We start from the raw sequence: 24020 nt of genomic DNA, 5'->3' as shown, positions 1-24020 counted from the left end.
TGGAACTGATAATTACGCGCCAGCGCCTTCCGGCGTCCCGTAACCTCCTCCCCCGCCGGACTCGCACCGCAGCACGTCCCCGCGACGCACGCGGAGGCTGTTCACCTTCAGCATCTCCCGCGCATCGGCCGTACCGGGGTTGAGCACCACGCGCGGCGGAGCGCCCGACGAGCCGCCGAACAGGCCCCACGCGGGCGTCACCGAGCGTTCCCACCACAGCGACAGATCCTGGTCGGCCTCCATCACGTACTCCCGGATCACCCCGTCGCCCCCGCGCCAGCGGCCCGCGCCGCCCGAACCGGTGCGGATGCGGTATTCGTTCACCCGCACCGGATACAGCGTTTCGACCACCTCGACCGGCAGGTCGCGCAGCGAGCCGTTGACGTTGTTGATCAGCGCCGTCTCCCCGTCGCCGCCTTCCCAGGCGCCCCAGCCGCCGACGGTCGCCTCCAGCGTCACGAACGGTTCCCCTGTCCGCGGGTGGTCGCCGGCGAACTGCACGATCATCGAGTCGCCGTAACTGGCCGCGGCGACGCGGTCCGGCATCGCGGGCGCGAGCGCGGCCACCACGAGATCGATGAGCATGCCGAGGCTCGAGTAGTAGTACTGGCACGCCGCGGGCTCCCGAGCGCCGAGCATCGAACCGTCGCGGACCTGCACGTCCAGCGGCGCGAACGAACCGCCGTTGAGGCTGACCTGCGGCGAGATCAGCAGTTTGTACCCGACCCGCGCGGCCGAAATCGCCTGGGAGCGGCCGCAGTTGACCGGTCCGGTGGCCTGGTCGGCGCAGTCGGTGAGGTCGATCGTCATCGATTCGCCTTCGACGACGACCCGCACGCGCACCTTCAGCGGCGTGTCCGGGTCGATCGCGTCGTTGTCCAGGTAGCCGGTCGCCTCGTATTCGCCGTCCGGGATCGCCGCGATCCGTTCGCGTTCCAGCCGTTCGGTCTGGGCGAAGATCTGCTCGCGCGCGGCGTCGACGGTTTCCGCGCCGTAGCGGGCGAACAGTTCGCCCAGCCTCCGCACGCCCATCCGGGCACAAGCGATCTGCGCACGCATGTCGCCGAGCGTCACGTACGGGAACCGCACATTCGTTTCGATCAGCCGGAGGATGTCAGCGCATTCGACGCCGCCGGCGACGATCCGCGTCGGGCCCATCCGGAGGCCCTCTTGGTAGATGTTCGTGGAATCCATTGAACCGCCGGGGTCCTTCGAACCCATGTCGATCCAGTGCGCGCGCGAAGCCGCGAAGCCGACCAGTTCCTCGCCGACGAAAATCGGCGCGTACACGGTGCAGTCGTTGAGGTGCGTGCCGCCGATGTAGGAGTCGTTGAGGACCCACACGTCGCCGGGCTGCCAGACGTCCGCGCCGAACAGGTCCTCGGTGTGGCTGGTGCAGATCTCCAGGTTTCCCAGGAAGATCGGCAGGCCCGAGGACTGGCCGAGGACGCGGTGATCGCGGTCCAGCAGCGCGACGGCGCAGTCTTTGCCCTCGTAGATCGTCGGCGTGTAGGACGACCGGATCAGGGTCATGTTCATGTCCTCGGCCGCCTGGATCAGCGCCGAGCGGATGATTTCGGTGGTGACGGGGCTGATGCTCACGCGTGTTCCTCCTGCAAGTGGCCGGCGGCCGCGAGGGTGAGGACCAGGAAGCCGTGGTCGTCGACGGCGAGTCCGGCGTCCGGCGGGACGACCGTGGTGGCGGTTTCCTCGTGCACGATCGCGGGTCCGGACAACCGGCTCCCGGGGGCGAGCGACGAGCGCGCCACGATCGTGGTGGGCACGGGCTGTCCGGCGAAGACGACGTCGCGGACCACCGGATCCGGCCGTTCGGCGTTCGCTTCGGCGGCCGCCGCGGAACGGTCGACGACGCCGTGTCCGGTGGTGCGGAGCGCGACGAACTGCACGGGCGCGCCGGGGGTGGCGTGGCCGTAGCGCTGGTGGTGGATCTCGGCGAACCGCGCCTCGACCGCGGGCAGGAAGCCGGGGCTGTCGACCGGGTCGTCGTCCAGGATCGGCACGGTCAGCGTGTAGTCCTGGCTTTCGTACCGCATGTCGACGCCGTGCGTCACCGACCGGCGGTCCTCGGCGATTCCCTGTTCCTGCAACGCTTCCAGTGCCTGATCGCGCAGCGAGTCGAGCGCCGTGCGCAGGGCGCGGGTGTCGAGTTCGGCTCCGTTGGCGAAGAACTGCATGGCGAAGTCCCGCCGGACGTCCGCCTCCAGCATGCCCCACGCGGAGAACGCTCCCGGGAACCGCGGCACGATCACCTCGGTGATGCCGATTTCCTGCGCGATGAACGCCGCGTGCATCGGTCCCGCTCCGCCGAACGCGAGCAGGGCGAACTGGCCCGGTTCGCGGCCGTGCTCGACGGTCAGGGTCCGGATCGCCTGTGCCATCTTGGCGTTGCCGACGTCGCAGATCCCGGACGCCAGCTCGACCGGGTCCATCCTGAGCTGCTGGGCCAGCGTCGAGACGGCTGTCTGCGCGGCATCGAGGTCGAGCGGCATGCCGCCGCCGGCGAACGACTCGGGGTCGACCCGGCCGAGCACGCAGTTCGCGTCGGTGACCGTCGCCTGCGTGCCGCCCCGGCCGTAGCACGCCGGACCGGGCACCGCGCCCGCCGACTCGGGCCCGACCCGCAGCGCGTCGCCCTCGGCGTAGGCGAGCGAACCGCCGCCCGCGCCGACGGTGTGCAGGTTGACCAGCGGCATCAGCAGCGGGAAACCCTCCGCCTCGCCGTCCGGCGAAACGTCGGCGGCGTAGTCCATCACCAGGGAGACGTCGAACGACGTCCCGCCCATGTCGACGCAGATCAGATCCGGACGCCCGAGCAGCTTCGCCGCCGCGACGCCGCCCATCGTGCCGCCGACCGGACCCGACAGCAGCGTCTGCAGGGGATGCCGCCGCGCGAACCCGGCGTTGACCAGACCGCCGGAGGACTGCATGACGTGCACCGGAACATGCAGGCCCTTCTCGGTGAACCGCGCTTCGATGCGGTCGAGATAACGGTGCACCGACGGGCCGGTGTAGGCCTCCAGCACGGCTGTCGACGTCCGCTCGTACTCCCGCCATTCCGGCGCGACCTCGTGGGAGAGCACGACCAGCGCGTCATCGCCTAGCTCGTCGCGCAGGATCTCTCCCGCGCGGCGTTCGTGCGCGGAATCCAAGTAGGAGAAAAGGAAACACACCGCGACGGCTTCGAAACCCTCTTCGCGCACGCGTTTCGCGACCAGCCGCACGGCGTCCTCGTCGAGCGGTTCGAGCTCCGCGCCGGTCGCGTCGAGCCGTCCGGCGACCTCCGCGACCGCTTCCGGGCCGACGAGCGGCGCGGGCTTGCGGTAATGCAGATCGAACAGCCGGTTCCGGTTGCCGCGCGCGATCCGGTAAACGTCGCCGATTCCCTTCGTGGTCAGGATCAGCACGTTCGCGCCGCGCCGTTCGAGCAGCGCGTTGAGGCCTTGCGTGGTGCCGTGCACGAAGAACTCGATCTCCGCGAACGGCAGGTCGAATCCTTCCAGCGCACCGAAAACGCCGCGCGCGAGGTCGTCGGGGGTGGTGAGCACCTTGCCCGCGCGCAGCCGCTGCGTCGCGCCGTCGTGGACGACCACGTCGGTGAAGGTGCCGCCGATGTCCATGGCGACCCGGTAGGTCATGGGAACTCCTTGTCGGATAAGGGAAATCAGGTGAGCGCGCGGCCCTCGGTCTCGGGCAGCGGAAGAACGGCGAGCAGGGCGACGACCAGGAAGGCCACGATCGACGCGACGGTCAGCGACGACGCGACGCCGTGGTCCATCATCGCGCCGATGACCGGCACCGAAACGGTGTTCGCCAGCAGGATCGCCGAGGTGGACCAGGAATAGCCGACGCCGCGCAGCCCGGTCGGCAGGACCTCGGCCGACCAGGTGTTCCAGATGCCCCAGGCGCCGAGCGAGAAGAACGCGAGGATCAGGTTGCCCGCGTACAACTGCGTCGAACCGGTCGCGAGGCCGAACAGCACGCCGCCGATCGCCGAGGCCAGCGCGAACAGCAGGAAGATCCGCTTGCGCCCGTGGCGGCGGGTCAGCCACGCGGCAAGCAGATAGCCGGGCACGGACACGACCTGCGTGACCGCGACGAACCACAGCGCACCGGACACGCTCAGCCCGCGGTTCTGCAACAGGACGGGCAGCCACGTCTGCAAACCCCAGTAACCCCAGCTGAAAGTGAACGACGTCAGCAGCATCGGCAGGAACCGCCGCCGCACCGGCGAACGGAACAGGTTGCGCACCGCGCCCGCCTTGCGGTCCGCGTCCTCGACGGAAAACGTGGTGTCGGCGGGAATTTCGGCACCGAGGCCGCGCAGTACGGCCGCAGCCTCCGCGTGGCGGCCGCGCCTCGCGAGCCAGTACGGCGATTCGGGCACCCAGCGCAGCACGGCGAACGCCCACAGCCCGGCCAGCGCGGCGACCACGGCGACCGCCCGCCAGCTGATCGTGCCGAGCGACTGGCTCACGCCGATGCACAGCAGTGTGCCGACGGGAAACCCGATGCTGAGCGCGACCGCGCCTTGGCCGCGGCGAGCGGTCGGCAGAAGTTCGAGGAAATACGGGAACGTGACCGCGTAAACCCCGCCGAACGCGACGCCGGACAGGAACCGCAGCACGACGAACGGCCAGAACGCCGGCGAAAGCCCCGCGGCCAGCGCGAGCACCGCGTAGATCAGCAGGCTCGCGACCGTCACGCGGCGGCGGCCGAGCCGGTCGATCAGCCCGCCCCACAGCAGCGCGCCGGGCACCATGCCGAACGCGACCGCGGACAAGGCCCAGCCCAGTTTCGTGTTGTCCACGCCGAATTCGCCCGCGATCCCGTTCGAGACGTAGACGAGCCCGACCTGTTCCCATGCCTCGACGACGAACGCGAAGAACAGCACGGATCCGGCGAGCCAATGCCGTCGGGTCAGCCCCATCCCGGTGCAGACGTCGCCGACGGTCGGCGCGGCGGCGGCGGTGGGCGGGGCGGGCTCGTGCGGGGCGGCCATGGCGCCTCCTATCATCATCAAAACGTTTTGATGAGCTTTCGCGGCATCAAACCCGCGCGCCGGTGCGGTGTCAAGACCTTCCGCGGCGTCCGGTGGGCGATACTGGGCCGTCCGGAGGAGCGCGAAGGGGGACGACGGTGGACGCGGAGGGCGGCAAACGGCCGGTGACGATCCGGGAGGTCGCCGAGCGCGCCGGGGTTTCGATCAGCACGGTTTCGCACGCGCTTTCCGGGCGCAGGCCCATTTCGGCGGCGACCAAGGCGCGGGTGCGCGAAGCCGCGGCGGAGCTGGGCTACGACCCGAACCCGAACGCGCGCTCGCTGCGCACCGGCCGGTCCGGGCTGGTCGGGCTCATCCTGCGGCCGCGCTACGCGGTAGCCGGCACGCCCGACCGCGCCGAGACGTTCAACCGGCTCGTCGGGTCGATCGCGACCGAGATGCTGCGGCACAAGACCGGCCTGATCCACGTGCCCGACCTGCACGACCCGGCGGTGGCGAGCGTGCCGATGGACGGCTGCATCGTGGCCCACCCCTACGGCGGCGACACCGCGCTGGCCGAACTGCTCGGCCGCGGCCTGCCGGTGGTGACCGTCGAGGAGGACCCGGAACAGCCGGACCTGCCGTGGGCCGTGCGGCTGGACTACCCGCCGGTGGTCGAAGCGCTGCTGGACCACCTCTACGAGCAGGGCGCGCGCGACGTGCTGCTGCTGTCCGGCACCGAGGACAACGCGTGGAACCGGCGGCCGCGCGAAACCTATCTCGCGTGGTGCAAGCGGCGCACGCTCCCGCCGCGGACCGCCTTGCTCAGCGAGGGCTTGACCCCGGGCGACGTGCCCGAACTGGTGCAGCCGCTGCTGTCCGGGCCGGATCGGCCGGACGCGATCGTGGTCGCCACCAGCGATTTCGCCCCGCTCATCGCCGACGCCGCCGCGGCACAGGGCCTGCGCGTCCCGGACGATCTGCTGCTCGCGGCACTGACCGACAGCGAGCACGCCCGCACGAGCACCCCGCCGATCACCGCGATGGACCTGACCCACGAAGCGCTGGCCGAACGCGCGGTGGACCTGATGCTGGCACGGCTGTCCGGCGCCGAGACCCCTGACGGACCAGCGTTTCTGACTCCGGAACTGCGATTGCGGGAGTCGACTCGGCGCGGAGGATGACTCCGGCGCAGCGCTGCTCCCCGTCAAGCCAGTACTTGCCCAAGAGGAAAGTGTCGAGGTACTTTCTCTTCAGGCAAGTACTCTCAGGCAGACAAGGAGGCGACCGTGGCTGAGCATCCCTCCCCGGAAGAGGCGGCGCGAGCGTTGCGAGATGTCGACCGCCGCAGGGATCAGGCGCTGGGCGAACTGCACGGCGCGAAGTGGGTGGACGTCGCCTTCGCGCTCGTCGTCTTCCTGTATCTGGCTTCGGCGGACTTCCTGCCCAGCGCCGCCGAGTGGAAAGGCCTGGTGCTGGCTGTTCTCGTCGTGGGCTACGTGCTGATGCTGCGCAGCCGTCGAGGTGCGGCGTTGCTGGGTCACCGCGTGCGGGCGGACAAGTCCGCGATCCGGCCGAGGTTCGCCTTCGGCGTCGCGCTCTTCTTCGTGGCGGCGTGCGTGGCGGCCGCGGTCGCGCTGGCGCTGACGCATGTACGGATCCCTTACGGGAACACGATTCTGGGCGCGGTGCTGGCGATCGTGCTGATCGCGTTCGGGCAGCACCTGCGGCGAGGCCTCGCGGCGCTGATCCGGCGCAGCCGTTCAGAAGGCGCACCGCATGGCCATGCCTGATCTGGATCCGCTCCTGCTGGACCCCACCCGGCTGTCCATCGTGGCACTGCTGTCCGGGACCGAGTGGGCCGAGTTCAGCTGGGTCCGAGATTCGGCCGGGCTGTCGGATTCCGCGCTGTCCAAGCAGATCACGAACCTGGCCAGCGCAGGCTACGTCGAAGTCAAGAAGGGGTATGTGGGCAAACGGCCGCGAACTTGGCTCAACCTCAGCGGTTCCGGGCACCAGGCGCTGCGCGCCCACGTCGCGGCTTTGAATCAGATCGTCGAACAGTCGCAGCGGGCGGAACGCACGCGGCACGCGGAGGAACCCGGCGAGTGACCGCCTTCCTGCTGTGTCCGCTGCGGAGGAAATGCCGGCCGCGGGGACCTTTTCGGTCGCCGCGGCCGGCCGTCCGCTACTCCACCGGCGTGACCTCGGCCATTTCCGACCAGGCCGCTCCGTCGAGGTTCTGGTAGTTGATCTGCGGTTTGGCCGCGACGACGGTCGACATGAACGGGAAGAAGTCCTGCGCGTGCCGGGTGGCGACGTGCGCGTCCCCGGCGGCGCTGTCGGCGAAGACCTCGACGAGGACGAACTCGTTCTCGTCTCCGCCGTTCTGGTAGTAGTCGAACGAGACGTTGCCCGGTTCGCTCCGCACGTTCGCGGTGTAGCGCTCGATGCCTTCCAGCCATTCGGCTCGCTTCTCGGGGCGGATCTGTGCTTTGAGGACGATCAAGATCATGCACCGAGTATCGCAAGCGACCGGCTACCCGGCGACCGCCGCGGCGCGAATCACCCGCGCCCCCGCCACAGCCGTCACCAGCAGCACCACCCCTCCCCCGAAAACCGCGCTCGCCGCGAACGGCCAGACGCTGAACGCCACCGCCGGGCCGCCCGTTTTGACGATCGAGAACGGCAGCACGCACAGCACCGAACCCACGACCGCGACGACAATCGCCAGCAGGGCCGCGGCGGAGGTTTCGCGCAGGAGCATGCCGCGGACCTGCCGGACGGTCGAGCCGATCAGCGACAGCGTCGCGAACTCCGTCCGCCGGTCGCTGATCGCGGCCACCAGGTTGTTGGTCAGCGCGATCGCCATGAAGAGCGAGATCAGGACCACCACCAGGTAGTTGATCGACGCCAGCACCTCAGCGGTGCTGCCCGGGACGCTGTGCTGGTTTTCGATGCCCTGCATGGCAAGCGTGCCCGCGGAGACGCCGACCAGCAGGGTCAGGAAAGTGACGATCGGACGGGCGCGTTCCGGAGCGGCGCGCAGGTTCACGCCCGCCAGATGCGCTTCGGCGTTCTTCGCGCCGTGCGAAAGCCGCCCGACGATCCGGGTGGCCGCGGTGATCAGTTCCGGAGCCAGAATCGCGAACCCGATCGAGCACAGCACCACGGCGGGACCGGTCAAGCCGGTGGTCGCGATGGTGTCGGCAGGCAGAGCGAGCACCGCGCTCGCCGACCCGAAACCCGCTGCCAGCACCACGATCGCGGCAATCCGGCGCGGCCGGGCCGACCTGGCCCGGCGCGGAGCGGACGACGCTTCTTCCACCGGACTCCGCCGAGCCGGACCGCGGCTGCCGATCCACGCCGCGAGCACTCCGGCCAGCAGCACCACCGCGACACCGGTCAGCGGCAGCCCGATGCCGGGTGCGTACGACGTACTCGGCGACGTGAGGCCAGTGGACCGCACGCCAGTCAGGAGCAGGAGTCCGAGCAAATAGCCGAGTCCCAGGCCGGGCAGTGCGGCCGCGACGGTGATCGCGAGGGTTTCCGTCGAAACGAGCGCGCGGATTTGCCGTGGCGCCGCACCGATCAGCCGCAATCCGGCGATCTCGCCCGACCGCGCGGCTAGCGTGACGCCGATCGTCGACACCATCGCGAACACGACGATCGCCACCACCCAGCCGCCCAGGATGAGCGGGAACTGGGTGAGGAATCCCCGGTCTGCCGGGGCGGTGCTGCCGGAAAGGCCGGTGCCGAGCAGCGCGGTCATCGCGACCACCAGGGCCATTCCGACGAGCGCGACCAAACCGGTGGCCACAGCGGCGGCGCGATGGTGGCCGAAGAGCCGTAACGCCAGTCTCAGCATGTCAATCCCCCTTCGCTCTTGCTTTTCTCGCGCCGGATCACCGAGCACCGACGGCATTCGCCGCCCGCTCGGCAGACTCGACCAGCACAGCCATCCGGTTCGCCACCGCCGCGGCGGCCGGGCTGGCCAGCTGATCGACCACCAAGCCGTCGGCCAGGAACAGGACCGCGTCGGCATAGGACGCGGCCACCGGGTCGTGGGTCACCATCACGATCGTCTGGCCCCGGTCCGCCAGGTGCCGCAGCAGGCCCAGCACTTCCCGCGCGCTGCGGATGTCCAGCGCGCCGGTCGGTTCGTCGGCGAACACCACCTCCGGATCCGTCACCAGCGCCCGGGCCACGGCAACCCGCTGCTGCTGGCCGCCGGAAAGCTGCCCCGGCCGGTGTCCCCCGCGCTGCGCGAGGCCCACCTGCGCCAGCAACGCGGCAGTGCGCTGCGAGTCCGGGCCGCGACCGTCCAACCGCAACGGCAGTTCGATGTTCTCCTCCGCGGTCAGCGCGGGCAGCAGGTTGAACTGCTGGAACACGAAACCGATCCGCTGGCGGCGCAGTTCGGCCAGCCGTGGTTCATCCAAAGCGGACAGATCGGTGCCGTCCAGTTCGACAGTCCCCTCGGTCGGGGTGCGCAGGCCGGCCGCGCAGTGCAGCAACGTGGTTTTCCCCGAGCCCGAGGGGCCCATGATCGCGGCGAAAGCACCGCGCGGGACGTCCAGATCCACGCCCCGCAGTGCGTCGACCGGACCGCCTTCGCCGTCGAAGCGGCAGCGCAGCCGCCGGATGCGGATCGCGGGTGCGGTCATGTCGAGTCCTCCCAGAGTCCTGAACGATCGTTTAAAACGAACGTTTACATGATACGTTAGCACGCGTGGGACACCGCGAGAACCTGATCACCGCCGCCCGGGAATGCCTCCTCAACGCCGGTTACGCGCGCACGACGGTGCGCGACCTCGTCGCCGCCTCCGGGGCGAACCAGGCGTCGATCAACTACCACTTCGGTTCGAAGGAACAGTTGCTCACGCAGGCGTTGTTCGACCTCAACAGGGAGTGGGGCGAGATGTTGTTCGCCGTTCTCGCCGACCCGGCCGACGAGAAAGCCGGACCGGAGCGGCGCTGGGCGCGGATCATCGAGTCCGTCCAAAAGCACCGCGAGCTGTGGTTCGTGAACTTCGAGAGCGTCAGCTACCTGCAGCACGATGAGACGATCCGGAAGATCAACGCGGAAGGACAGCGGCAGGCGCGCGTCGCGCTCGCGAAAGCCTTCGGCGACATGGATCCGGACGCCGGCCCGGAGGACGTCCACGCGATCGGCGCGCATTACTACTCGCTGCTCGTCGGAACCGCGCTGCAGTGGCTGACCGATCCGGACAACGCTCCCTCGGCGGCCGACGTCGTCCGCGCCGACTGGCGAACCCGCTGAACCCGCGCTGATTCAGCACTGAACCAGCGCACGTCACGCTGACATCACGGATCCCCCGCCCCCGCGACGGCTCCGTTGACACGTCCGCCATCCGGGTGACATGATTCGACCACCGCTTGGAAACGTTTCCAGACCGTCCAGAACGTAGTTTGGAAACGTTTCCAACCACGGTTTCCGCACCGTTGTCGCTGTGTCCGACTGGGAGGGACGATGACGTCAACCCGAGCCACGCTGATCCAGGTGGCCGAGCGCGCCGGCGTGTCGCTGGCTTCGACCTCGCGCGCGCTGCACGGGACCGGCGCGAGCAAGGCGATGGTCGAGCGCGTGCGGGCCGCCGCGGCGGAACTCGGGTACAGCGCGGACGCGATCGGGCGGTCGTTGCGGCTGAAGAAGACGTCGCAGATCGCGTTCGCGGTGGCGGACATCGGCAACCCGGTTTACGTCGAGATCATGCGCGGCATCCACGAAGTCCTCGCGCCGCACGGGTATCGGGTCGTGGTGATGTCCACCGGGGACACCGCGGCGTCGACCGCCGAACTCATGCACAGCCTGCACGGCGGGTTCGTCGACGGGATGATCGTGATCCCGCTGCGCACCGACGACGAGCTGATCGAGCAGATCGGCCGGGCCCCGGTGCCGGTCGTGGTGATCGGCCGGGCGATGAGCGACCGCGGGATCAGTTCGGTCTCCACCGATTCCGCGGCGGGGATCGGCTCGGCGGTGCAGCACGTGGTTTCCCTGGGCCGCCGCCGGATCGGCTTCCTCAACGGGCCGCTCGACACCACGCCGGGCTCCTCGCGCCAGCGCGGGTTCGACGAAGCGGTGTCGGCAAAGGACTTCGCCGCCGAGACCGACGTCGAGGTCGCCGCCGATTTCACCGTCGCGGCCGGGATCGAAGCGGCCCGGAAGCTGCTCGACCGTCCGCGACGGCCGGACGCGATCGTGGCGGCGAACGACCTGCTCGCCATCGGGGCCATCCGCGCCGCCCGCGAACGGGGGCTCAGCGTCCCGCGCGACGTAGCCGTCACCGGGATGGACGACACCGAACTCGGCCAGGTTTTCCTGCCCCGGCTGACCAGCGTGTCCCTCGGCTCGGCCGAGCGCGGGCGCGCCGCCGCCCGGCTCATGCTCGGGCTCGCCGACGACGCGGAGGCTCCGGCGCGGCAGATCTCGGTCGGGACCGAGCTGTTCGTCCGGGAATCCACTCTGGACCAGAACGCGGAGGACGCGGAATGACCACCGCGACGCAGCCGAGGCGAGCGGCCCCCGCTCCCCCGCCGCGCCCGAAGAAGACCACCCAGGCCCGCACGCGCCGGCGCGAGGCGATCGCGCTGGTCATGCCGTCCCTGATCCCGATCCTGGTGCTTTCGGTGGCACCGCTGGTGATCGGCATCGTGCTGGCCTTCACCGACACCCGGCTGGTGCGGCATCCGGACTTCGGCTTCGCCGGGATCGACAACTTCGTGCGCCTCGGCGGCAACTCGCTGTTCTGGGACTCGCTCCGGATCGGTCTCATTTGGACAGTCGGCGTGACGGTCCTGCAACTGGCCGCCGCGATGGGTCTCGCGCTGCTGCTGAACTCCGGGCTCAAACTCCAGGGCCTCACCCGGGTGCTCGCGCTCATTCCGTGGGCGATGCCGCCGGTGGTCGTCGCGATCATGTGGCAGATGATCTACTCGGCCAACGGCGGTCCGCTCAATGCGTTCCTCGGCAGCATCGGCTTGCCGGACGGAATCAACTGGCTCGGCGATTTCAACACCGCCTTGCCCGCGGTGATCGTGGTCGGCGTGTGGGTCGGCATGCCGCAGACCACCGTGACGCTTCTGGCCGGCCTGCAACAGATCCCCGCCGAACTGCACGAGGCGGCGGCGGTGGACGGAGCCGGAGCGTGGCGCCGGTTCACCGCGGTGACCTGGCCCAGCATGCGCCCGATCGTCAGCTCCATCACCTCGCTGAACTTCATCTGGAACTTCAATTCCTTCTCGCTCGTCTACGTGCTCACCGCGGGCGGCCCGGGCGGCAAAACGATGGTCCCGGTGCTGTTCGTCTACCTCGAAGCGTTCAAGAACCGCGAAATCGGCTACGCCGCCGCGATGGGGCTGGTCCTCGTCGTCGTGGTCGTCGCGCTGCTCGCGATCTACCTGCGGTCGCAGTTCCGCGGCGACCGCCCGGAAAGGGGGCGGTGATCCATGCGCTGGTCCGTGCGCCCCGCGCAGTACCTGGCTCTCGTGCTGTACCTGCTGTTCCTCGGCTTCCCGCTGCTGTGGCTGATTTCCGCGTCGGTGAAGTCGTCGGCGGAGCTGAACTCGCTGTCGGTCAACCTCATCCCGAGCGAATGGCATTGGGACAACTACGGTGAAGCGCTTTCCCGCCAGGGTCTGCTGCATTCGGCGCTCAACAGCCTGCTGGTCGCGCTTGCCAGCACCGTGCTCGCGATCCTGATCTCGGTGCCCGCGGCCTACGTGCTGGCCCGGCTCAAGGGAAAGCTGCGCGTCGCGGGCGTCACCTGGATCCTCGTCAGCCAGGTGTTCCCGGTGGTGCTGGTGATCCTGCCGCTGTTCCTCGTGCTGCGGACGCTCGGCCTCGCCGACAGCCTGGTCGGGCTGACGCTCGTGCACACCACCTACATCCTTCCGTTCGCGCTGTGGATGCTGCAGGGCTACGTCGCGGCGATCCCGGCGGAGCTGGAGGAGGCCGGGGCGATGGACGGCGCGAACCGGTTCACCGTGCTGCGCACCATCGTGTTCCCGCTGCTGGCCCCCGGCGTGGTCGCGACGGCGATGTTCAGCTTCGTGTCGTCGTGGAACGAGTTCTTCTTCGCGCTGGTGCTGCTGCAGTCGCCGGAGAACTACACGCTGCCGATCACGCTCACCATGTTCATCGGCGGCGAGGGCAAGGTCGCCCTCGGACCGCTGGCCGCGGGCGCTGTGCTCGCGGCGATCCCGAGCATCGCCTTCTTCAGCCTCCTGCGGAAGAAACTCACCGGCGGCCTCATGGCCGGGGCGGTGAAGGGATGAGCCCCACCCCATCGGAAACACCTTCGAAAGGTCGGTCGATGAAGACACGACGCGCGGCAGTCGCCGCCAGCCTCGCCCTCACCAGCCTGCTCGCCGCCGCGTGCGGCGGCGGCGCGGACAGCGGCAGCGGGGACGGCGGTCCGGTCACCCTCACGTTCCAGTCGCTGTCGGACCAGCCCGCCGCGATCGCCGCCACGAACAAGATCGTCGGGGCGTGGAACCAGGCGCATCCGGACACGCAGGTGAAGGTCGTCCAGGCGGGCTGGGACAGCGCCTACGACAAGCTGATCACCCAGTTCAACGCGGGCACCGCACCGGACATCGTGCACTACGAGGCCGCCGGGATCGGGCCGTTCGCGACCGACGGCTACCTCGCCGACCTCTCCCCCTACCTGTCCGAGCAGAAGCGCGCGGACATCCCGAAGGGCGTGCTCGACTCGGTGACGGTCGACAGCAAGGTCGTCGCGTACCCGACCGAACTGCAGTCCTATGTGGTCTTCGCGAACAAGAAGCTGCTGGAGCAGTCCGGCGCGCAGATCCCCGCCGGCGAGACGATGACCTGGGATCAGCTGCGCCAGATGGCCAAGACGGCCACGAAGGACGGCAAGTACGGCCTCGGCTGGGGCCTGTCGAGCCCGACCGCGACGTTCGTGGCGATGGCCCCGGCGTTCGGCGGCAAGTACTTCGAGGGCACCGGAGACAACGCGCAGATCACCGTCGGCCAGGGCGAAATGGCGCTGCCGCAACTGGTGCACGACATGAACGCGACCGACCACTCGATCCTGCCGGTGACGCTGACCCAGTCCGGCGGCAAGGCGCTGGCCCCGTTCTACGCGGGCCAGGTCGCGATGACCGTGCAGGGTTCGTACCAGGCGGCGAACATCGAGAAGGACGCGCCGAAGGACCTCGATTGGATCGCGCTGCCGCCGATCGCGGGCCCGGCCGGACCGGCGCAGGCGGCGAACCCGCAGACGCTGTCGGTCAACAAGGACTCGAAGCACGTCGAGCAGGCCGCGAAGTTCCTGGACTTCTTCACCAGCACCGAGAACCTCGCCGCGCTCAACGAGGCCGACACGCTGATCCCGGCGAGCAACTCCGCCCGCGAGGCGCTGGACAAGAAGCTCGGCGCGAAGAAGGGCTGGAGCACGATCCTGGCCTCGGGCAAGTACCTGACCTCGGCGCCGTATCTGTTCGCCGGCAAGTACGCGCAGTGGAAGGACACCGTCGCGACGCCCGCCTACCAGCGCTTCCTGGCGAACCAGATCGACGCGAACACGCTGGCGCAGCAGCTGAAGGACGGCTGGAAGAGCGTCGGCAAGTGACCGCCGCGCCGGGACCGGGGCAGATGTCCGGTCCCGGCGCGCACGACAGGCGCGGGCGGACTGCCCGCGCCGGGGAACGAAGGGACGCAAGCCGGTGACCTGGCTGGAGGACCGCGCGGTGGCAGTGATCACCGGCGCGGCAGTGGGGGACGCGCTCGGCGGCGCGACCGAAGGGTGGACGCCCGGGCAGATCGAGGAGCGCCACGGCGGCCGGGTGACCGGGATCGTTCCGCCGTGGTACCCGAACTGGCGGGACGCGCGCCCGATCGCGCCGTACCACAAGGGCGACGGGCACATCACCGACGACACGTTGATGACCCGCGCGATCGTGGAGGTGTACGCGAAACGCCGCGCGCACCTCGACGCGTACTCGATGGCCGAGGACCTGGTGCCGCTGATGATCGGCGAACCGCGCTGGGTGCCGGAGCTGGAGTCGACGGCGCTGCTGCTGCAGCGGGTGTTCCTCGCCGAGAAGTGGATCGTCGCGAAGCTGCACTACGGGCACGCGGATCCGCGGGAGGCGGGCGTCGGCAACATCGTGAATTGCGGTGCGGCGATGTACATCGCGCCAGTCGGCGTCGTGAACCCTGGCGATCCGCAGGCCGCGTATGCCGAGGCGATCGATCTGACCGCGCCGCACCAGTCGAGTTACGGCCGGGAGGCTGCCGGGGTGCTGGCCGCGATGGTCGCCGCTTCGGTCGCGCCGGGTGCCTCGATCGGCGACGTCGTGCAGGCTGCGCTCTCGGTGTCCCACGACGGGACTCTGGCGGCGATGCAGGCTGTTGTCGATGCCTTCCGGGGATGGGACGCCACGCCGGAGACCGACGACGAGGAGCGTGCGCTCGCGCGGAAGATCCGCGAGACGGTCGCGCCGTTCGATTCGGTCGGGCCGGAGTACCGGCAGATGTCGATGGACGCGCGGCGGCCGTCGCGGACCAAGGCGATCGAGGAATTGCCTGCCGCGCTGGGATTTGTGCTGGGCCATCAGGGCGACTACCGCGGCGCGGTGCTGGCCTCGGTGAACTACGGCAGGGACGCCGATTCGATCGCGTCGATGGCGGGTGCGCTCTGCGCCGGTCTCGGCGGGGCGGCGGCGGTGCCGGACGAGTGGATCGATCCGATCGGCGAAGCCAGCAAGATGGATCTGCGCGAGACCGGGCGGCTGCTCGCTTCGGCGGCGACGGACATCGTCAAAGCCGACCGGGCGCGGGCTCAGGCACGGCTCGCCGCCCTCGACGCGCTGGACGCGGCATGAGGCTGACCTGGGCACAGCCGGAAGACCTGCTCGCGCACGAGTTCGTCCAGTCCGCTGTGGAGGGCAAGGACGTGACCTCGGTGCGGGAGCGCTGGGTCGCCGCCGGCGGCGACCCGGTGCCCGCCGTGAGCGGGGCAGGACCGCGGCCGGCGCCCCCAGCGTTGCGGGCGCTGGCCCGGACGCTGCTGGACGAACTGGCCGCGCTCCCCTGCCCGGCCGCGCCGCACGAACCGGACGGCTGGGACGAGATCGCCGCGCTGCTCCCGGCCGCGCCGGTCCTCCCCTCGTCCGCGGCTGATCGCACGCTCGGCGCGTGGACCGGCCGGGCGGCGGGATGTCTGCTGGGGAAGCCGGTCGAGAAGATCCCGCGCGAGGGCATCGAAGAGATCTTGCGCGCGACCGGACGCTGGCCGCTGGACCGGTGGTTCACCGCCGCCGGGCTGCCGGACGACGTCGCCGCGCGATGGCCGTGGAACCGGCGGTCGGCGCCGACTTCCTTGGAGGAGAACATCTCCGGGATGCCGGAGGACGACGACCTCAACTACCCGATCCTCGCGCTCACGCTGCTGGAACGGCACGGCCGCGAGTTCACCACCGATGACGTCGCGCAGCTTTGGCTGGAACAACTGCCCGCCGGACGGGTGTTCACCGCCGAGCGCGCCGCGTACCGGAACTTGCTGGACGCGCGCCCGGCGCCGGAGACGGCGACGCACCTCAACCCGTTCCGCGAGTGGATCGGGGCCTTGATCCGGACCGACGTCTTCGGCTGGGTCTCCCCCGGCGACGTCCGCGGCGCAGCGCGGCTCGCGTGGGTGGACGCGCGGCTCAGCCATACCCGGAACGGGATTTACGGCGCGATGTGGGCGGCTGCGCTGGCGTCGGCGGCGATGGTCTGCGATTCCGTCCACAGTGTCCTCGATGCGGCGGAAACCGTTGTGCCGCCGGAGAGTCGGCTGGCCGCGGCGGTGCGGTTCGGGCGGGAAGCTGCTGCCTACGACGACGGGCTGGACCGGATCCACGCCGAGTACGGCGACCTGCATTGGGTGCACGTGCTCAACAATGCGGCGGTGATCGCGTACGCGCTGACTCGCGGCGATGGGGACTTTGGGCAGAGCATCTCGCTCGCCGTCACGGCTGGGTGGGACACGGACTCTGCGGCTGCGACAGCCGGCGGTGTCGTCGGTGCGCTGGTAGGCCTCGACGGGATCGGCGAGCAGTGGACGAAGCCGCTCGACAACCGGATCGCGACGTCGTTGCCCGGCGGGGAGCAGCGGATCACCGACCTCGCCGCGCGGACGGCCGGGATGGCGCGATGACCGGCCGAGTTGTCGTCGTCGGGTCGGCGAACGTCGATCTGGTGGTCGACGTTCCGCGGCGGCCGCACGGGGGCGAGACCGTTCTCGGCGGCGATCTGCGGCGCAGTCCCGGCGGCAAGGGAGCCAACCAGGCTGTCGCCGCGGCGCTCGCGGGTGGCGCGGCGACGACGTTCCTCGGCGCGTTCGGTTCCGACGACGGTGCGGACTTTCTGTTGTCGTCGTTGACGGAGGCCGGGGTTCGGACGGATCTGGTGTCGCGAGTGGACAGTGCGACCGGGACCGCGTTCATCATGGTGTCGCCGGACGGCGAGAACTCGATTGTGGTCGCGCCCGGGGCCAACTCGCGGCTCTCGCTGGCCGGGGAGCAGCTGGAGCGGATCGCCGCTGCGGACGTCGTGCTCGCGCAGCTGGAAATTCCGCTCGAGGCCGTGACCGCCGCGGCCGCGGCCCGGCGCCCGGGTGCCCGGATGGTGCTCAACGCCGCGCCGTCCCGGCCGCTGCCGCAGCTTGATCTGGACGTGCTGATCGTCAACGAGCACGAGGCGGCCGACCTGGCGGGCAGGTCCGCTGCGCCCGAGGAATTGGCTCGGCTTCTGCAACGGCGCGCACCCGCGGTGGTAGTCACGCTCGGGGCGGCCGGTTGTGTCGTCGCTGAACAGGAAATCGTGCACCTGCCTGGGTTCGAAGTGTCCCCAGTGGACACCACCGGCGCCGGGGACACGTTCTGCGGCGTGCTCGCGGCGGCGCTCGCCGAGGGCCGTCCGCTTCGCGAAGCCGCCGAACGCGCTGGGGCCGCCGCCGCGCTCGCGGTCACCCGGCCCGGCGCGCAGTCCGCCGTGCCGACCGTCGCAGAGGTCGCCGAGTTCGCTGCCGGAGGAAACACCCGATGACGTACGTGTTCGACCCGCTCGTCCCGCGCCCGATCGACCAGCCGACCGAGGTCCCGCTCGGCGCGCCTCTCTCCCCCGAGCAGCTCGCGGCGCTGGACGAAGCCAAGATCTTCGTCGGCCCGGCGGATCCCGCCGACCGTCCGGAATGGCGGGCGCGGCTGCGGCAATGGCGTGCCGACGCGCACGAGCAGCACAGCTACCACGGTCGCGCCTACGACCGGCCGGAAGCCGCGTGGGCCGCCGGATGCCACACGGTCGCGCAGGTATGGCTGTGGGACGAGCTGCTGTATTCGTTCGAGGAGCGCCGGTTCACGCCCGAGCGGTTCCTCGCCGACGCGCACCAGCGGTTCGGCGGCCTCGACGCGGTCGTGCTGTGGCACGCGTACCCGGTGATCGGCCTCGACGACCGCAACCAGTGGGATTTCTACCGCGACGTGCCCGGTCTCCGCGAGCTGGTCGAGACGTTCCATTCGGCGGGCGTGCGGGTGTTCGTGGACTACAACCCGTGGGACGTCGGCACCCGGCGAGGCGACGACGACGCTGCGGAACTGTCCGCGGTACTGGCGGATTTCGGTGCGGACGGCGTCTTCCTGGACACGTTGAAGAAGGCCGATCCGGCGTTGGTCGAGCAGCTCGAACGCGCGCGTCCCGGCGTCGTGCTGGAGGGCGAATCGAAGCTGCCGGTCGAGCGGATCGAGGACCATTCGGCGTCGTGGGCGCAGTTCTTCGCCGATTCGCCGGTGCCGGGCGTGCTGCGCTCGCACTGGTACGAGCGGCGGCACATGCAGCACCACGTGCGCCGGTGGCACCGCGACCACACCGAGGAACTGCAGTCGGCGTGGCTGAACGGCGTCGGCGTGATGGTGTGGGAAGTCGTGTTCGGCGTGTGGGTCGGCTGGTCGCAGCGGGACGCGGCGACGATGCGGCGGATGGTGTCTGTGCAGCGTGCGGCCGGTGAGCTGCTGCGCGAGGGCGAGTGGACGCCGTTGGCTCCGCTGACGCCGGAAGCCGAAGCGGCCGGGGTTTACGCGTCGCGCTGGGAACTCGGTGACTGGACACTGTGGACGGTAGTGAACCGGGGCGACTCGGACTATCTCGGGCCGGTTGTGGACGGCCTGGTGCTCGATCTGTTCGCCGACGGGCGCGTGCCCGCGCGCGGGATTTCGGCGTTGCTGCGGGTCGCCGAGGGTGCGGCGGAGCCGCCGTGGCTGTCGCAGGTGGCGACTCTGCCGCATGATCCCGACGCTCGGTTCCCGCATCGGCTCGCGACGCGGGTCGTTCACAAGCCGACGAACGGTATGCCCGAGGACGACGCGGTCGTGGTTCCTGCCGGGCCCTATGTGCTGACGGTCCGGTACCGCGGGCGCGAAACCGGGATGTACCAGGGCGCGCCGTATGTGGACGAGTGGAAGCCGCTGCCGCCTCGGCTGCACGACGCGCGGACGCTGCAACGCGACGGTTCGCTGGCGTCGCCGGTCGCGGTGGGCGCTGCCGAGGTGACAAACGGGCAGTTCGCGGAATTCCTTGCTGCCACGGGGTATCAGCCGGCCGAGCCGCACCGGTTCCTCGCGCATTGGGTCGACGGCCGGCCCGCTGCCGAGGACGAGCCGGTGACCTTTGTGGACCTCGACGACGCGCGTGCGTACTGCGCGTGGCGCGGCGGCCGGTTGCCGACCGAGGACGAATGGCAGCTCGCCGGGGAGACCGGCGGTCTGCGGCGCGGCACGCCCGCGGTGTGGAACTGGACCGAAAGCGAACACTCCGACGGGAGGACCCGGTTCGTGATGCTCAAGGGCGGCAGCGATTACCGCGCCGAGGGTTCCGAGTGGTACGTCGAGGGCGGCCGGCACGCGCCGGATTACAGCGTGAAGCTGCTGCTGCCCGGGTTGGGGCTGGCGCGCGGGGCGACCGTCGGATTCCGCTGCGCGTGGGACGTGACGCGATGACAGTGTCGAGGGAAGCTTCCGCGGGCGCGCTGGCCGGGCTGCGGGTCGTGGACGCGTCGACGTTGTTCGCCGGGCCGATGGCCGCGATGCACCTCGGCGACATGGGCGCCGAGGTGATCAAGGTCGAGCATCCGTCGCGACCGGACCCGTCGCGCACGCACGGGGTGGCCAAGGGCGACGTCAACCTGTGGTGGAAGACGTTGGGGCGCAACAAGCGCACCGTCACGGCGAACCTGGGCAGCGACGGCGGGCGCGAGGTGTTCCTGGCGCTCGCCGCAACCGCGGACGTGGTGATCGAGAACTTCCGGCCGGGCACGCTCGAACGCTGGGGACTCGGCTACGAGGAACTGTCGGCACGGAACCCGGGGCTGGTGCTCGCGCGGGTAACCGGATTCGGCCAGTTCGGGCCCTACTCCCCTCGGCCGGGTTTCGGCACGCTCGCCGAGGCGATGAGCGGATTCGCCGCGGCCACCGGGGAACCGGACGGGCCGCCGACGCTGCCGCCGTTCGGGCTCGCCGACGGGGTCGCGTCGCTGGCCACCGCGTACGCGATCATGGTCGCGCTCGCCGGGCGCACCGCCGGCGGCCGCGGCCAGGTCGTGGACGTCGCGATCATCGAGCCGATTCTCGCCATGCTCGGACCGCAGATCACGCGGTGGGACCAGCTCGGCACGGTCCAGCCGCGCACCGGCAACCGCTCCACCAACAACGCGCCGCGCAACACCTACCGCACGAGCGACGGGCAGTGGGTGGCGGTGTCGACGTCGGCCCAGTCGATCGCGGAACGCGTGGTGCGGCTGGTCGGACGGCCGGAACTCGCGGACGAGCCGTGGTTCGCGACGAGCGCGGACCGGGCCGCGCACGCGGACGAACTCGACGAGGCCGTCGGCGGCTGGATCGCTCGGCACACGCGCGACGAGGTCGTAGCCGCCTTCGAGGAAGCGCAGGCGGCGGTCGCGCCGATTTACGACGCGGCCGACATCGTCGCGGATCCGCAGTTCCGCGCGCTGGGCACGATCCACGAGATCGAGGACCCGGAGCTGGGCGCGACGTTGATGCAAGGGCCGCTGTTCCGGTTGTCGGACAACGACGGCGTCATCGGCTTCACCGGACGCCCGCACGGCGCCGACACCGACGAGGTGCTCGGTTCGCTGGGCTTCGCCGCGGCGCGGATCGCTGAGCTGCGGGCGGAGGGAGCGGTATGACGCCCGCGTTGACCCTGCTCTACGTCCCCGCCGACCGGCCCGACCGCGTCGCCAAAGCCCTCGCGTCGGATGCCGACGTCGTGCTGGTCGACCTCGAAGACGCCGTCGCGCCCGCGCACAAGGACGCCGCGCGAGACAACGCGGTCCGGTTGCTGGCCGACGTCCCCGCGTCGCGGCCGGTGCAGGTGCGGATCAACCACCCGGACACGCCGTGGCACGCGGCGGACGTGGCCGCGGTCGCCGCGCTGCCGGCGTGGGTGGGCGCGCGGTTGCCGAAGGTCGAGAGTTCGCTCGACGTCCGGTCGCATGCCGATGCCTTGCCGGGACGGGAATTGCACCCGCTGATCGAGTCGGCGCTCGGGGTGGAGCGGGCGCTGGAGATCGCGCTCGCTTCCCCGCGGACGGCGTCGCTCGGGCTGGGCGAGGCAGATCTGCGGTCCGACCTGCGACTCGCCGACGAAGCCGGACTCACCTGGGCGCGCAGCCGGATCGTGAACGCCGCCCGCGCCGCGCGGCTGCCCCCGCCGGCGATGTCGGTGTACGCGAACGTCCGCGACCTCGACGGACTGGCGGAAAGCTGCCGGGCCGGACGTGCGCTCGGCTTCCGCGGCCGGACCGCGATCCACCCGCTGCAACTGCCGACGATCCGCGCGGCGTTCCTGCCGACGGCGGAGGAGGTCGCGCGGGCGCGCGAGGTGCTGTCCCGAATGGACGGTGCCACCCAGGCTGGGGTGGGTGCGATCGCGCTCGCCGACGGGACGTTCCTGGACGTCGCGATGCGGGACCAGGCCTTGGCGGTGCTCGCGCTCGTCTCCGACTAGGCCTGGTCCGCGGAAACCAAGCGCAGCAACGGGTCGAAGCGGGCCGGGCCCTCGGTCGTCAGCTGCACGGGTTCCGCGACCGGCTGATATCCGGTCACGACGACGGTGTACTCGCCGGGGAACAGGTCCTCGACGGTGTAGTGGCCCGCCTCGTCCGTGACCGTCACTCGCTGGACCTGGCCTTTCGCGTCCAGCACCGCGACCTGGGCGCCCGGGAACGGACCCCGGACCGCGTGCACGGTGCCGCTCAGCCGCACCGAGCGGGCCAGCTCGATGTTCTCGCGCACCGGCTCGGCGCCCACCTGCACATGGCGGGCCACCGGCTCACGGCCGCCTGCCTGGACCAGCAGCAGATACGTGCCCGCCGGGGCGTCCAAGGCGAAGGTGTTGTCCGCGCCGGTGGTCGCGCGACGCACTTCGTGGGTTTCCAAGGACGTCAACGAGACTGACGCGGTTTCCGCGGGCGCGAGGCCGCTTACCGCACCGGAAACCGCCGCAGCTGGCGCGCTTCGCGTGGTGCCGCGGCGTTTGCGCGTCCGGGACAGCAGCACGTCGACGACACCGAACAGCAACGCGAGCACGACCAGCGCGGTCGAGCCGATCAGCCCGAGCGCGGTCGCCGAGTGGTAATCCCCGTGCGAACGCCCGAGTTCGCCGAAGAACAGCGACCCGCCGAGCGCGGTGCCGACCGCGGAACCGATCCGCTGACCGGTCTGCAGCACGCCGGCCGCCGTGCCGCCCTCCGCGGGCGGGACTTCTTCCAGAGCGAGCGTCGAGTTCGGCGAAATCACCAGCCCGCTGCCGAACCCGCCGACGAACAACGGCCCGGCCAGCACGAACGCGGTGTTCGCGCCGGAGTAGTCGCGGACGAGCCACGCGGTCGCGGCGAGCCCGATCGCGACGAGCAGCGTCCCGAGCACGACCATCGGCCTGCCGAACCGGTGCACGAGCCGCCCGCCGATGGTCGGCGAGATCGCCGAGCCGATCGCGAACGCGAGCATCGCCGCGCCGGCCTGCAATGCCGTGTAGCCGAGGCCCTGCTGGAAGAAGAGCGTGAGGACCAGGAAAATCCCGGTGAACCCGGCGAAGTAGACCATGCCGAGCGCGGAGCCCATCGAGTAGCTGCGCACGGTCAGCAGCTTCAGGTTCACCAGCGGCTGCTTGCCGCGGTTGCCGAGCCAGCGCTCCCACAGCACGAACAGCACGAGCAACCCGGCCGCGACGCCCATCAGCCACCAGCGCGGTGCCGTCGCCTGTTCCTCTTCCTCGATCAACGGCAGCATCACCAGCACGACCGCCACGCCGAGCAGCACGCTGCCGACCAGGTCCGGCGTCCGCTTCCGGCCGCTGCGCGCGTCCTTGGGCAGCAGGCGCAGCCCGAACAGGATCGCGAGAATCCCGATCGGCAGGTTGACGTAGAACACCCAGCGCCACCCCTGGTCGACGCCGATGCCCTGGATCAGCAACCCGCCGAGCACCGGCCCGATCGCGGTGGACAGCCCGACCGTCGCCCCGAACGCGCCGAACGCCTTGCCCCGTTCGCGCCCGGAGAACAGCTGCTGCATCAGCCCGATGATCTGCGGGTTCAGCAACCCGCCCGCGACGCCCTGGCCCAGCCGCGCGACGACGAGCCACGTCGCGTTCGGCGCCGCCCCGCACAGCACACTGGTCGCCACGAACAACGCCAGCCCGAGCAGGAACATCCGGCGCCGCCCGTAGTCGTCGCCGAGCCGCCCCGACGGCACCAGCGCGAGCCCGAACGTGAGCGCGTAGCCGGAGACGACCCACGAAACGTCCGCGGGCGTCGCGCCGATCCCGTGCTCCATCGAGGGCAGCGCGACGTTGACGATGCTGACGTCGAGCAGCGTCATGAACCCCGCGATGAGGCACACCCACAAGGCGCGCCAGCGCTGCGGATCGGGCTCGGATGAAGGCGAAGCGTGCACGGACCGTCCTGATTCGAGA

21 protein-coding genes are annotated in these 24020 nt (G+C 70.5%); 14 read left to right on the top strand and 7 right to left on the bottom strand.

Going from position 1 to position 24020, the window contains the following annotated elements; all coding sequences use genetic code 11:
* Positions 1–12 precede the first annotated feature (12 nt).
* Genes H4281_RS00940 through H4281_RS00930 form a run of 3 tightly spaced genes read right to left on the bottom strand, consistent with a single transcriptional unit; the run spans position 13 to position 5020 of the window.
* A complete protein-coding gene (locus H4281_RS00940) occupies positions 13–1602 on the bottom strand; it encodes a hydantoinase B/oxoprolinase family protein (RefSeq protein WP_182888932.1) in 1590 nt (529 codons plus the stop codon).
* Entirely contained in the window at positions 1599–3656 is a 2058-nt protein-coding gene (locus H4281_RS00935; RefSeq protein WP_182888931.1) for a hydantoinase/oxoprolinase family protein, read from the bottom strand. The genes H4281_RS00940 and H4281_RS00935 overlap by 4 nt, the downstream gene beginning before the upstream one ends.
* 26 nt (positions 3657–3682) lie before the next feature.
* Positions 3683–5020 carry an MFS transporter gene (locus H4281_RS00930; RefSeq protein WP_220506572.1) on the bottom strand — a complete coding sequence of 446 codons (1338 nt, stop codon included), beginning with the start codon at positions 5018–5020 and terminating at the stop codon, positions 3683–3685.
* Between the two features lie 137 nt (positions 5021–5157).
* Between H4281_RS00930 and H4281_RS00925 the strand changes: the two genes are divergently transcribed.
* From H4281_RS00925 to H4281_RS00915, 3 genes are all read left to right on the top strand, one after another.
* Positions 5158–6183 (top strand): LacI family DNA-binding transcriptional regulator, encoded by a 1026-nt coding sequence (locus H4281_RS00925; protein WP_182888929.1) that lies wholly within the window; start codon positions 5158–5160, stop codon positions 6181–6183.
* Between the two features lie 105 nt (positions 6184–6288).
* A complete protein-coding gene (locus H4281_RS00920; protein ID WP_182888928.1) occupies positions 6289–6792 on the top strand; it encodes a hypothetical protein in 504 nt (167 codons plus the stop codon).
* Positions 6779–7111, top strand: coding sequence for a winged helix-turn-helix domain-containing protein (locus H4281_RS00915; RefSeq protein ID WP_182888927.1), 333 nt, complete (start codon positions 6779–6781; stop codon positions 7109–7111). Before H4281_RS00920 ends, H4281_RS00915 begins: the two co-directional genes overlap by 14 nt.
* A gap of 76 nt (positions 7112–7187) precedes the next feature.
* On the opposite strand, the gene H4281_RS00910 is transcribed toward H4281_RS00915, so the two are convergent.
* From H4281_RS00910 to H4281_RS00900, 3 genes are read right to left on the bottom strand one after another with little or no spacing between them, the layout of a single operon-like run.
* On the bottom strand, positions 7188–7514 hold the full coding sequence (locus H4281_RS00910) for a putative quinol monooxygenase (protein WP_182888926.1): 327 nt from the start codon (positions 7512–7514) through the stop codon (positions 7188–7190).
* Positions 7515–7538: 24 nt separating this feature from the next.
* Entirely contained in the window at positions 7539–8867 is a 1329-nt protein-coding gene (locus H4281_RS00905; RefSeq protein ID WP_182888925.1) for an FtsX-like permease family protein, read from the bottom strand.
* 37 nt (positions 8868–8904) lie between these two features.
* Entirely contained in the window at positions 8905–9666 is a 762-nt protein-coding gene (locus H4281_RS00900; protein WP_182888924.1) for an ABC transporter ATP-binding protein, read from the bottom strand.
* A gap of 65 nt (positions 9667–9731) precedes the next feature.
* Here H4281_RS00900 and H4281_RS00895 point away from each other — a divergent pair, with 65 nt between their 5' ends.
* The 11 genes from H4281_RS00895 to H4281_RS00845 all read left to right on the top strand — a co-directional run bounded on the left by H4281_RS00895 (position 9732) and on the right by H4281_RS00845 (position 22055).
* Positions 9732–10283: a TetR/AcrR family transcriptional regulator gene (locus tag H4281_RS00895; RefSeq protein ID WP_182888923.1), complete on the top strand. Its 552-nt coding sequence runs from the start codon at positions 9732–9734 to the stop codon at positions 10281–10283.
* 210 nt (positions 10284–10493) lie between these two features.
* Positions 10494–11519: a LacI family DNA-binding transcriptional regulator gene (locus H4281_RS00890; protein WP_182888922.1), complete on the top strand. Its 1026-nt coding sequence runs from the start codon at positions 10494–10496 to the stop codon at positions 11517–11519.
* On the top strand, positions 11516–12469 hold the full coding sequence (locus H4281_RS00885) for a carbohydrate ABC transporter permease (RefSeq protein ID WP_116199985.1): 954 nt from the start codon (positions 11516–11518) through the stop codon (positions 12467–12469). Before H4281_RS00890 ends, H4281_RS00885 begins: the two co-directional genes overlap by 4 nt.
* A 3-nt stretch (positions 12470–12472) precedes the next feature.
* Entirely contained in the window at positions 12473–13300 is an 828-nt protein-coding gene (locus tag H4281_RS00880; RefSeq protein WP_182888921.1) for a carbohydrate ABC transporter permease, read from the top strand.
* Positions 13301–13338: 38 nt separating this feature from the next.
* Positions 13339–14622 carry an ABC transporter substrate-binding protein gene (locus H4281_RS00875; protein WP_182888920.1) on the top strand — a complete coding sequence of 428 codons (1284 nt, stop codon included), beginning with the start codon at positions 13339–13341 and terminating at the stop codon, positions 14620–14622.
* Positions 14623–14716: 94 nt separating this feature from the next.
* Positions 14717–15877, top strand: coding sequence for an ADP-ribosylglycohydrolase family protein (locus tag H4281_RS00870; protein WP_182888919.1), 1161 nt, complete (start codon positions 14717–14719; stop codon positions 15875–15877).
* Positions 15874–17193: an ADP-ribosylglycohydrolase family protein gene (locus H4281_RS00865; protein ID WP_182888918.1), complete on the top strand. Its 1320-nt coding sequence runs from the start codon at positions 15874–15876 to the stop codon at positions 17191–17193. The genes H4281_RS00870 and H4281_RS00865 overlap by 4 nt, the downstream gene beginning before the upstream one ends.
* Positions 17190–18083, top strand: coding sequence for a ribokinase (locus H4281_RS00860; protein ID WP_182888917.1), 894 nt, complete (start codon positions 17190–17192; stop codon positions 18081–18083). Before H4281_RS00865 ends, H4281_RS00860 begins: the two co-directional genes overlap by 4 nt.
* Positions 18080–20029 (top strand): SUMF1/EgtB/PvdO family nonheme iron enzyme, encoded by a 1950-nt coding sequence (locus H4281_RS00855; RefSeq protein ID WP_182888916.1) that lies wholly within the window; start codon positions 18080–18082, stop codon positions 20027–20029. Before H4281_RS00860 ends, H4281_RS00855 begins: the two co-directional genes overlap by 4 nt.
* Positions 20026–21234 carry a CaiB/BaiF CoA transferase family protein gene (locus H4281_RS00850; protein WP_182888915.1) on the top strand — a complete coding sequence of 403 codons (1209 nt, stop codon included), beginning with the start codon at positions 20026–20028 and terminating at the stop codon, positions 21232–21234. Before H4281_RS00855 ends, H4281_RS00850 begins: the two co-directional genes overlap by 4 nt.
* Positions 21231–22055, top strand: coding sequence for an HpcH/HpaI aldolase/citrate lyase family protein (locus H4281_RS00845; protein WP_182888914.1), 825 nt, complete (start codon positions 21231–21233; stop codon positions 22053–22055). The genes H4281_RS00850 and H4281_RS00845 overlap by 4 nt, the downstream gene beginning before the upstream one ends.
* Here H4281_RS00845 and H4281_RS00840 read toward each other — a convergent pair.
* Positions 22052–24001, bottom strand: a complete 1950-nt coding sequence (locus tag H4281_RS00840) for an MFS transporter (protein ID WP_182888913.1) — start codon at positions 23999–24001, stop codon at positions 22052–22054. The two genes, H4281_RS00845 and H4281_RS00840, sit on opposite strands and share 4 nt — an antisense overlap.
* Positions 24002–24020 lie beyond the last annotated feature (19 nt).

Source organism: Amycolatopsis dendrobii (assembly GCF_014145675.1).
GTDB classification, from domain to species: Bacteria; Actinomycetota; Actinomycetes; order Mycobacteriales; family Pseudonocardiaceae; genus Amycolatopsis; species Amycolatopsis dendrobii.
This window is presented reverse-complemented; position numbering and strand designations above follow the sequence as displayed.

Excerpts from the sequence above, each read along its gene's own strand:
- H4281_RS00930 (WP_220506572.1), bottom strand. The coding sequence starts at position 5,020 with ATGGCCGCCCCGCACGAGCCCGCCCCGCCCACCGCCGCCGCCGCGCCG.
- H4281_RS00900 (WP_182888924.1), bottom strand. The coding sequence starts at position 9,666 with ATGACCGCACCCGCGATCCGCATCCGGCGGCTGCGCTGCCGCTTCGAC.
- H4281_RS00935 (WP_182888931.1), bottom strand. The coding sequence starts at position 3,656 with ATGACCTACCGGGTCGCCATGGACATCGGCGGCACCTTCACCGACGTG.
- H4281_RS00845 (WP_182888914.1), top strand. The coding sequence starts at position 21,231 with ATGACGCCCGCGTTGACCCTGCTCTACGTCCCCGCCGACCGGCCCGAC.
- H4281_RS00865 (WP_182888918.1), top strand. The coding sequence starts at position 15,874 with ATGAGGCTGACCTGGGCACAGCCGGAAGACCTGCTCGCGCACGAGTTC.
- H4281_RS00910 (WP_182888926.1), bottom strand. The coding sequence starts at position 7,514 with ATGATCTTGATCGTCCTCAAAGCACAGATCCGCCCCGAGAAGCGAGCC.
- H4281_RS00855 (WP_182888916.1), top strand. The coding sequence starts at position 18,080 with ATGACGTACGTGTTCGACCCGCTCGTCCCGCGCCCGATCGACCAGCCG.
- H4281_RS00860 (WP_182888917.1), top strand. The coding sequence starts at position 17,190 with ATGACCGGCCGAGTTGTCGTCGTCGGGTCGGCGAACGTCGATCTGGTG.
- H4281_RS00850 (WP_182888915.1), top strand. The coding sequence starts at position 20,026 with ATGACAGTGTCGAGGGAAGCTTCCGCGGGCGCGCTGGCCGGGCTGCGG.
- H4281_RS00905 (WP_182888925.1), bottom strand. The coding sequence starts at position 8,867 with ATGCTGAGACTGGCGTTACGGCTCTTCGGCCACCATCGCGCCGCCGCT.
- H4281_RS00885 (WP_116199985.1), top strand. The coding sequence starts at position 11,516 with ATGACCACCGCGACGCAGCCGAGGCGAGCGGCCCCCGCTCCCCCGCCG.
- H4281_RS00890 (WP_182888922.1), top strand. The coding sequence starts at position 10,494 with ATGACGTCAACCCGAGCCACGCTGATCCAGGTGGCCGAGCGCGCCGGC.
- H4281_RS00880 (WP_182888921.1), top strand. The coding sequence starts at position 12,473 with ATGCGCTGGTCCGTGCGCCCCGCGCAGTACCTGGCTCTCGTGCTGTAC.
- H4281_RS00915 (WP_182888927.1), top strand. The coding sequence starts at position 6,779 with ATGGCCATGCCTGATCTGGATCCGCTCCTGCTGGACCCCACCCGGCTG.
- H4281_RS00875 (WP_182888920.1), top strand. The coding sequence starts at position 13,339 with ATGAAGACACGACGCGCGGCAGTCGCCGCCAGCCTCGCCCTCACCAGC.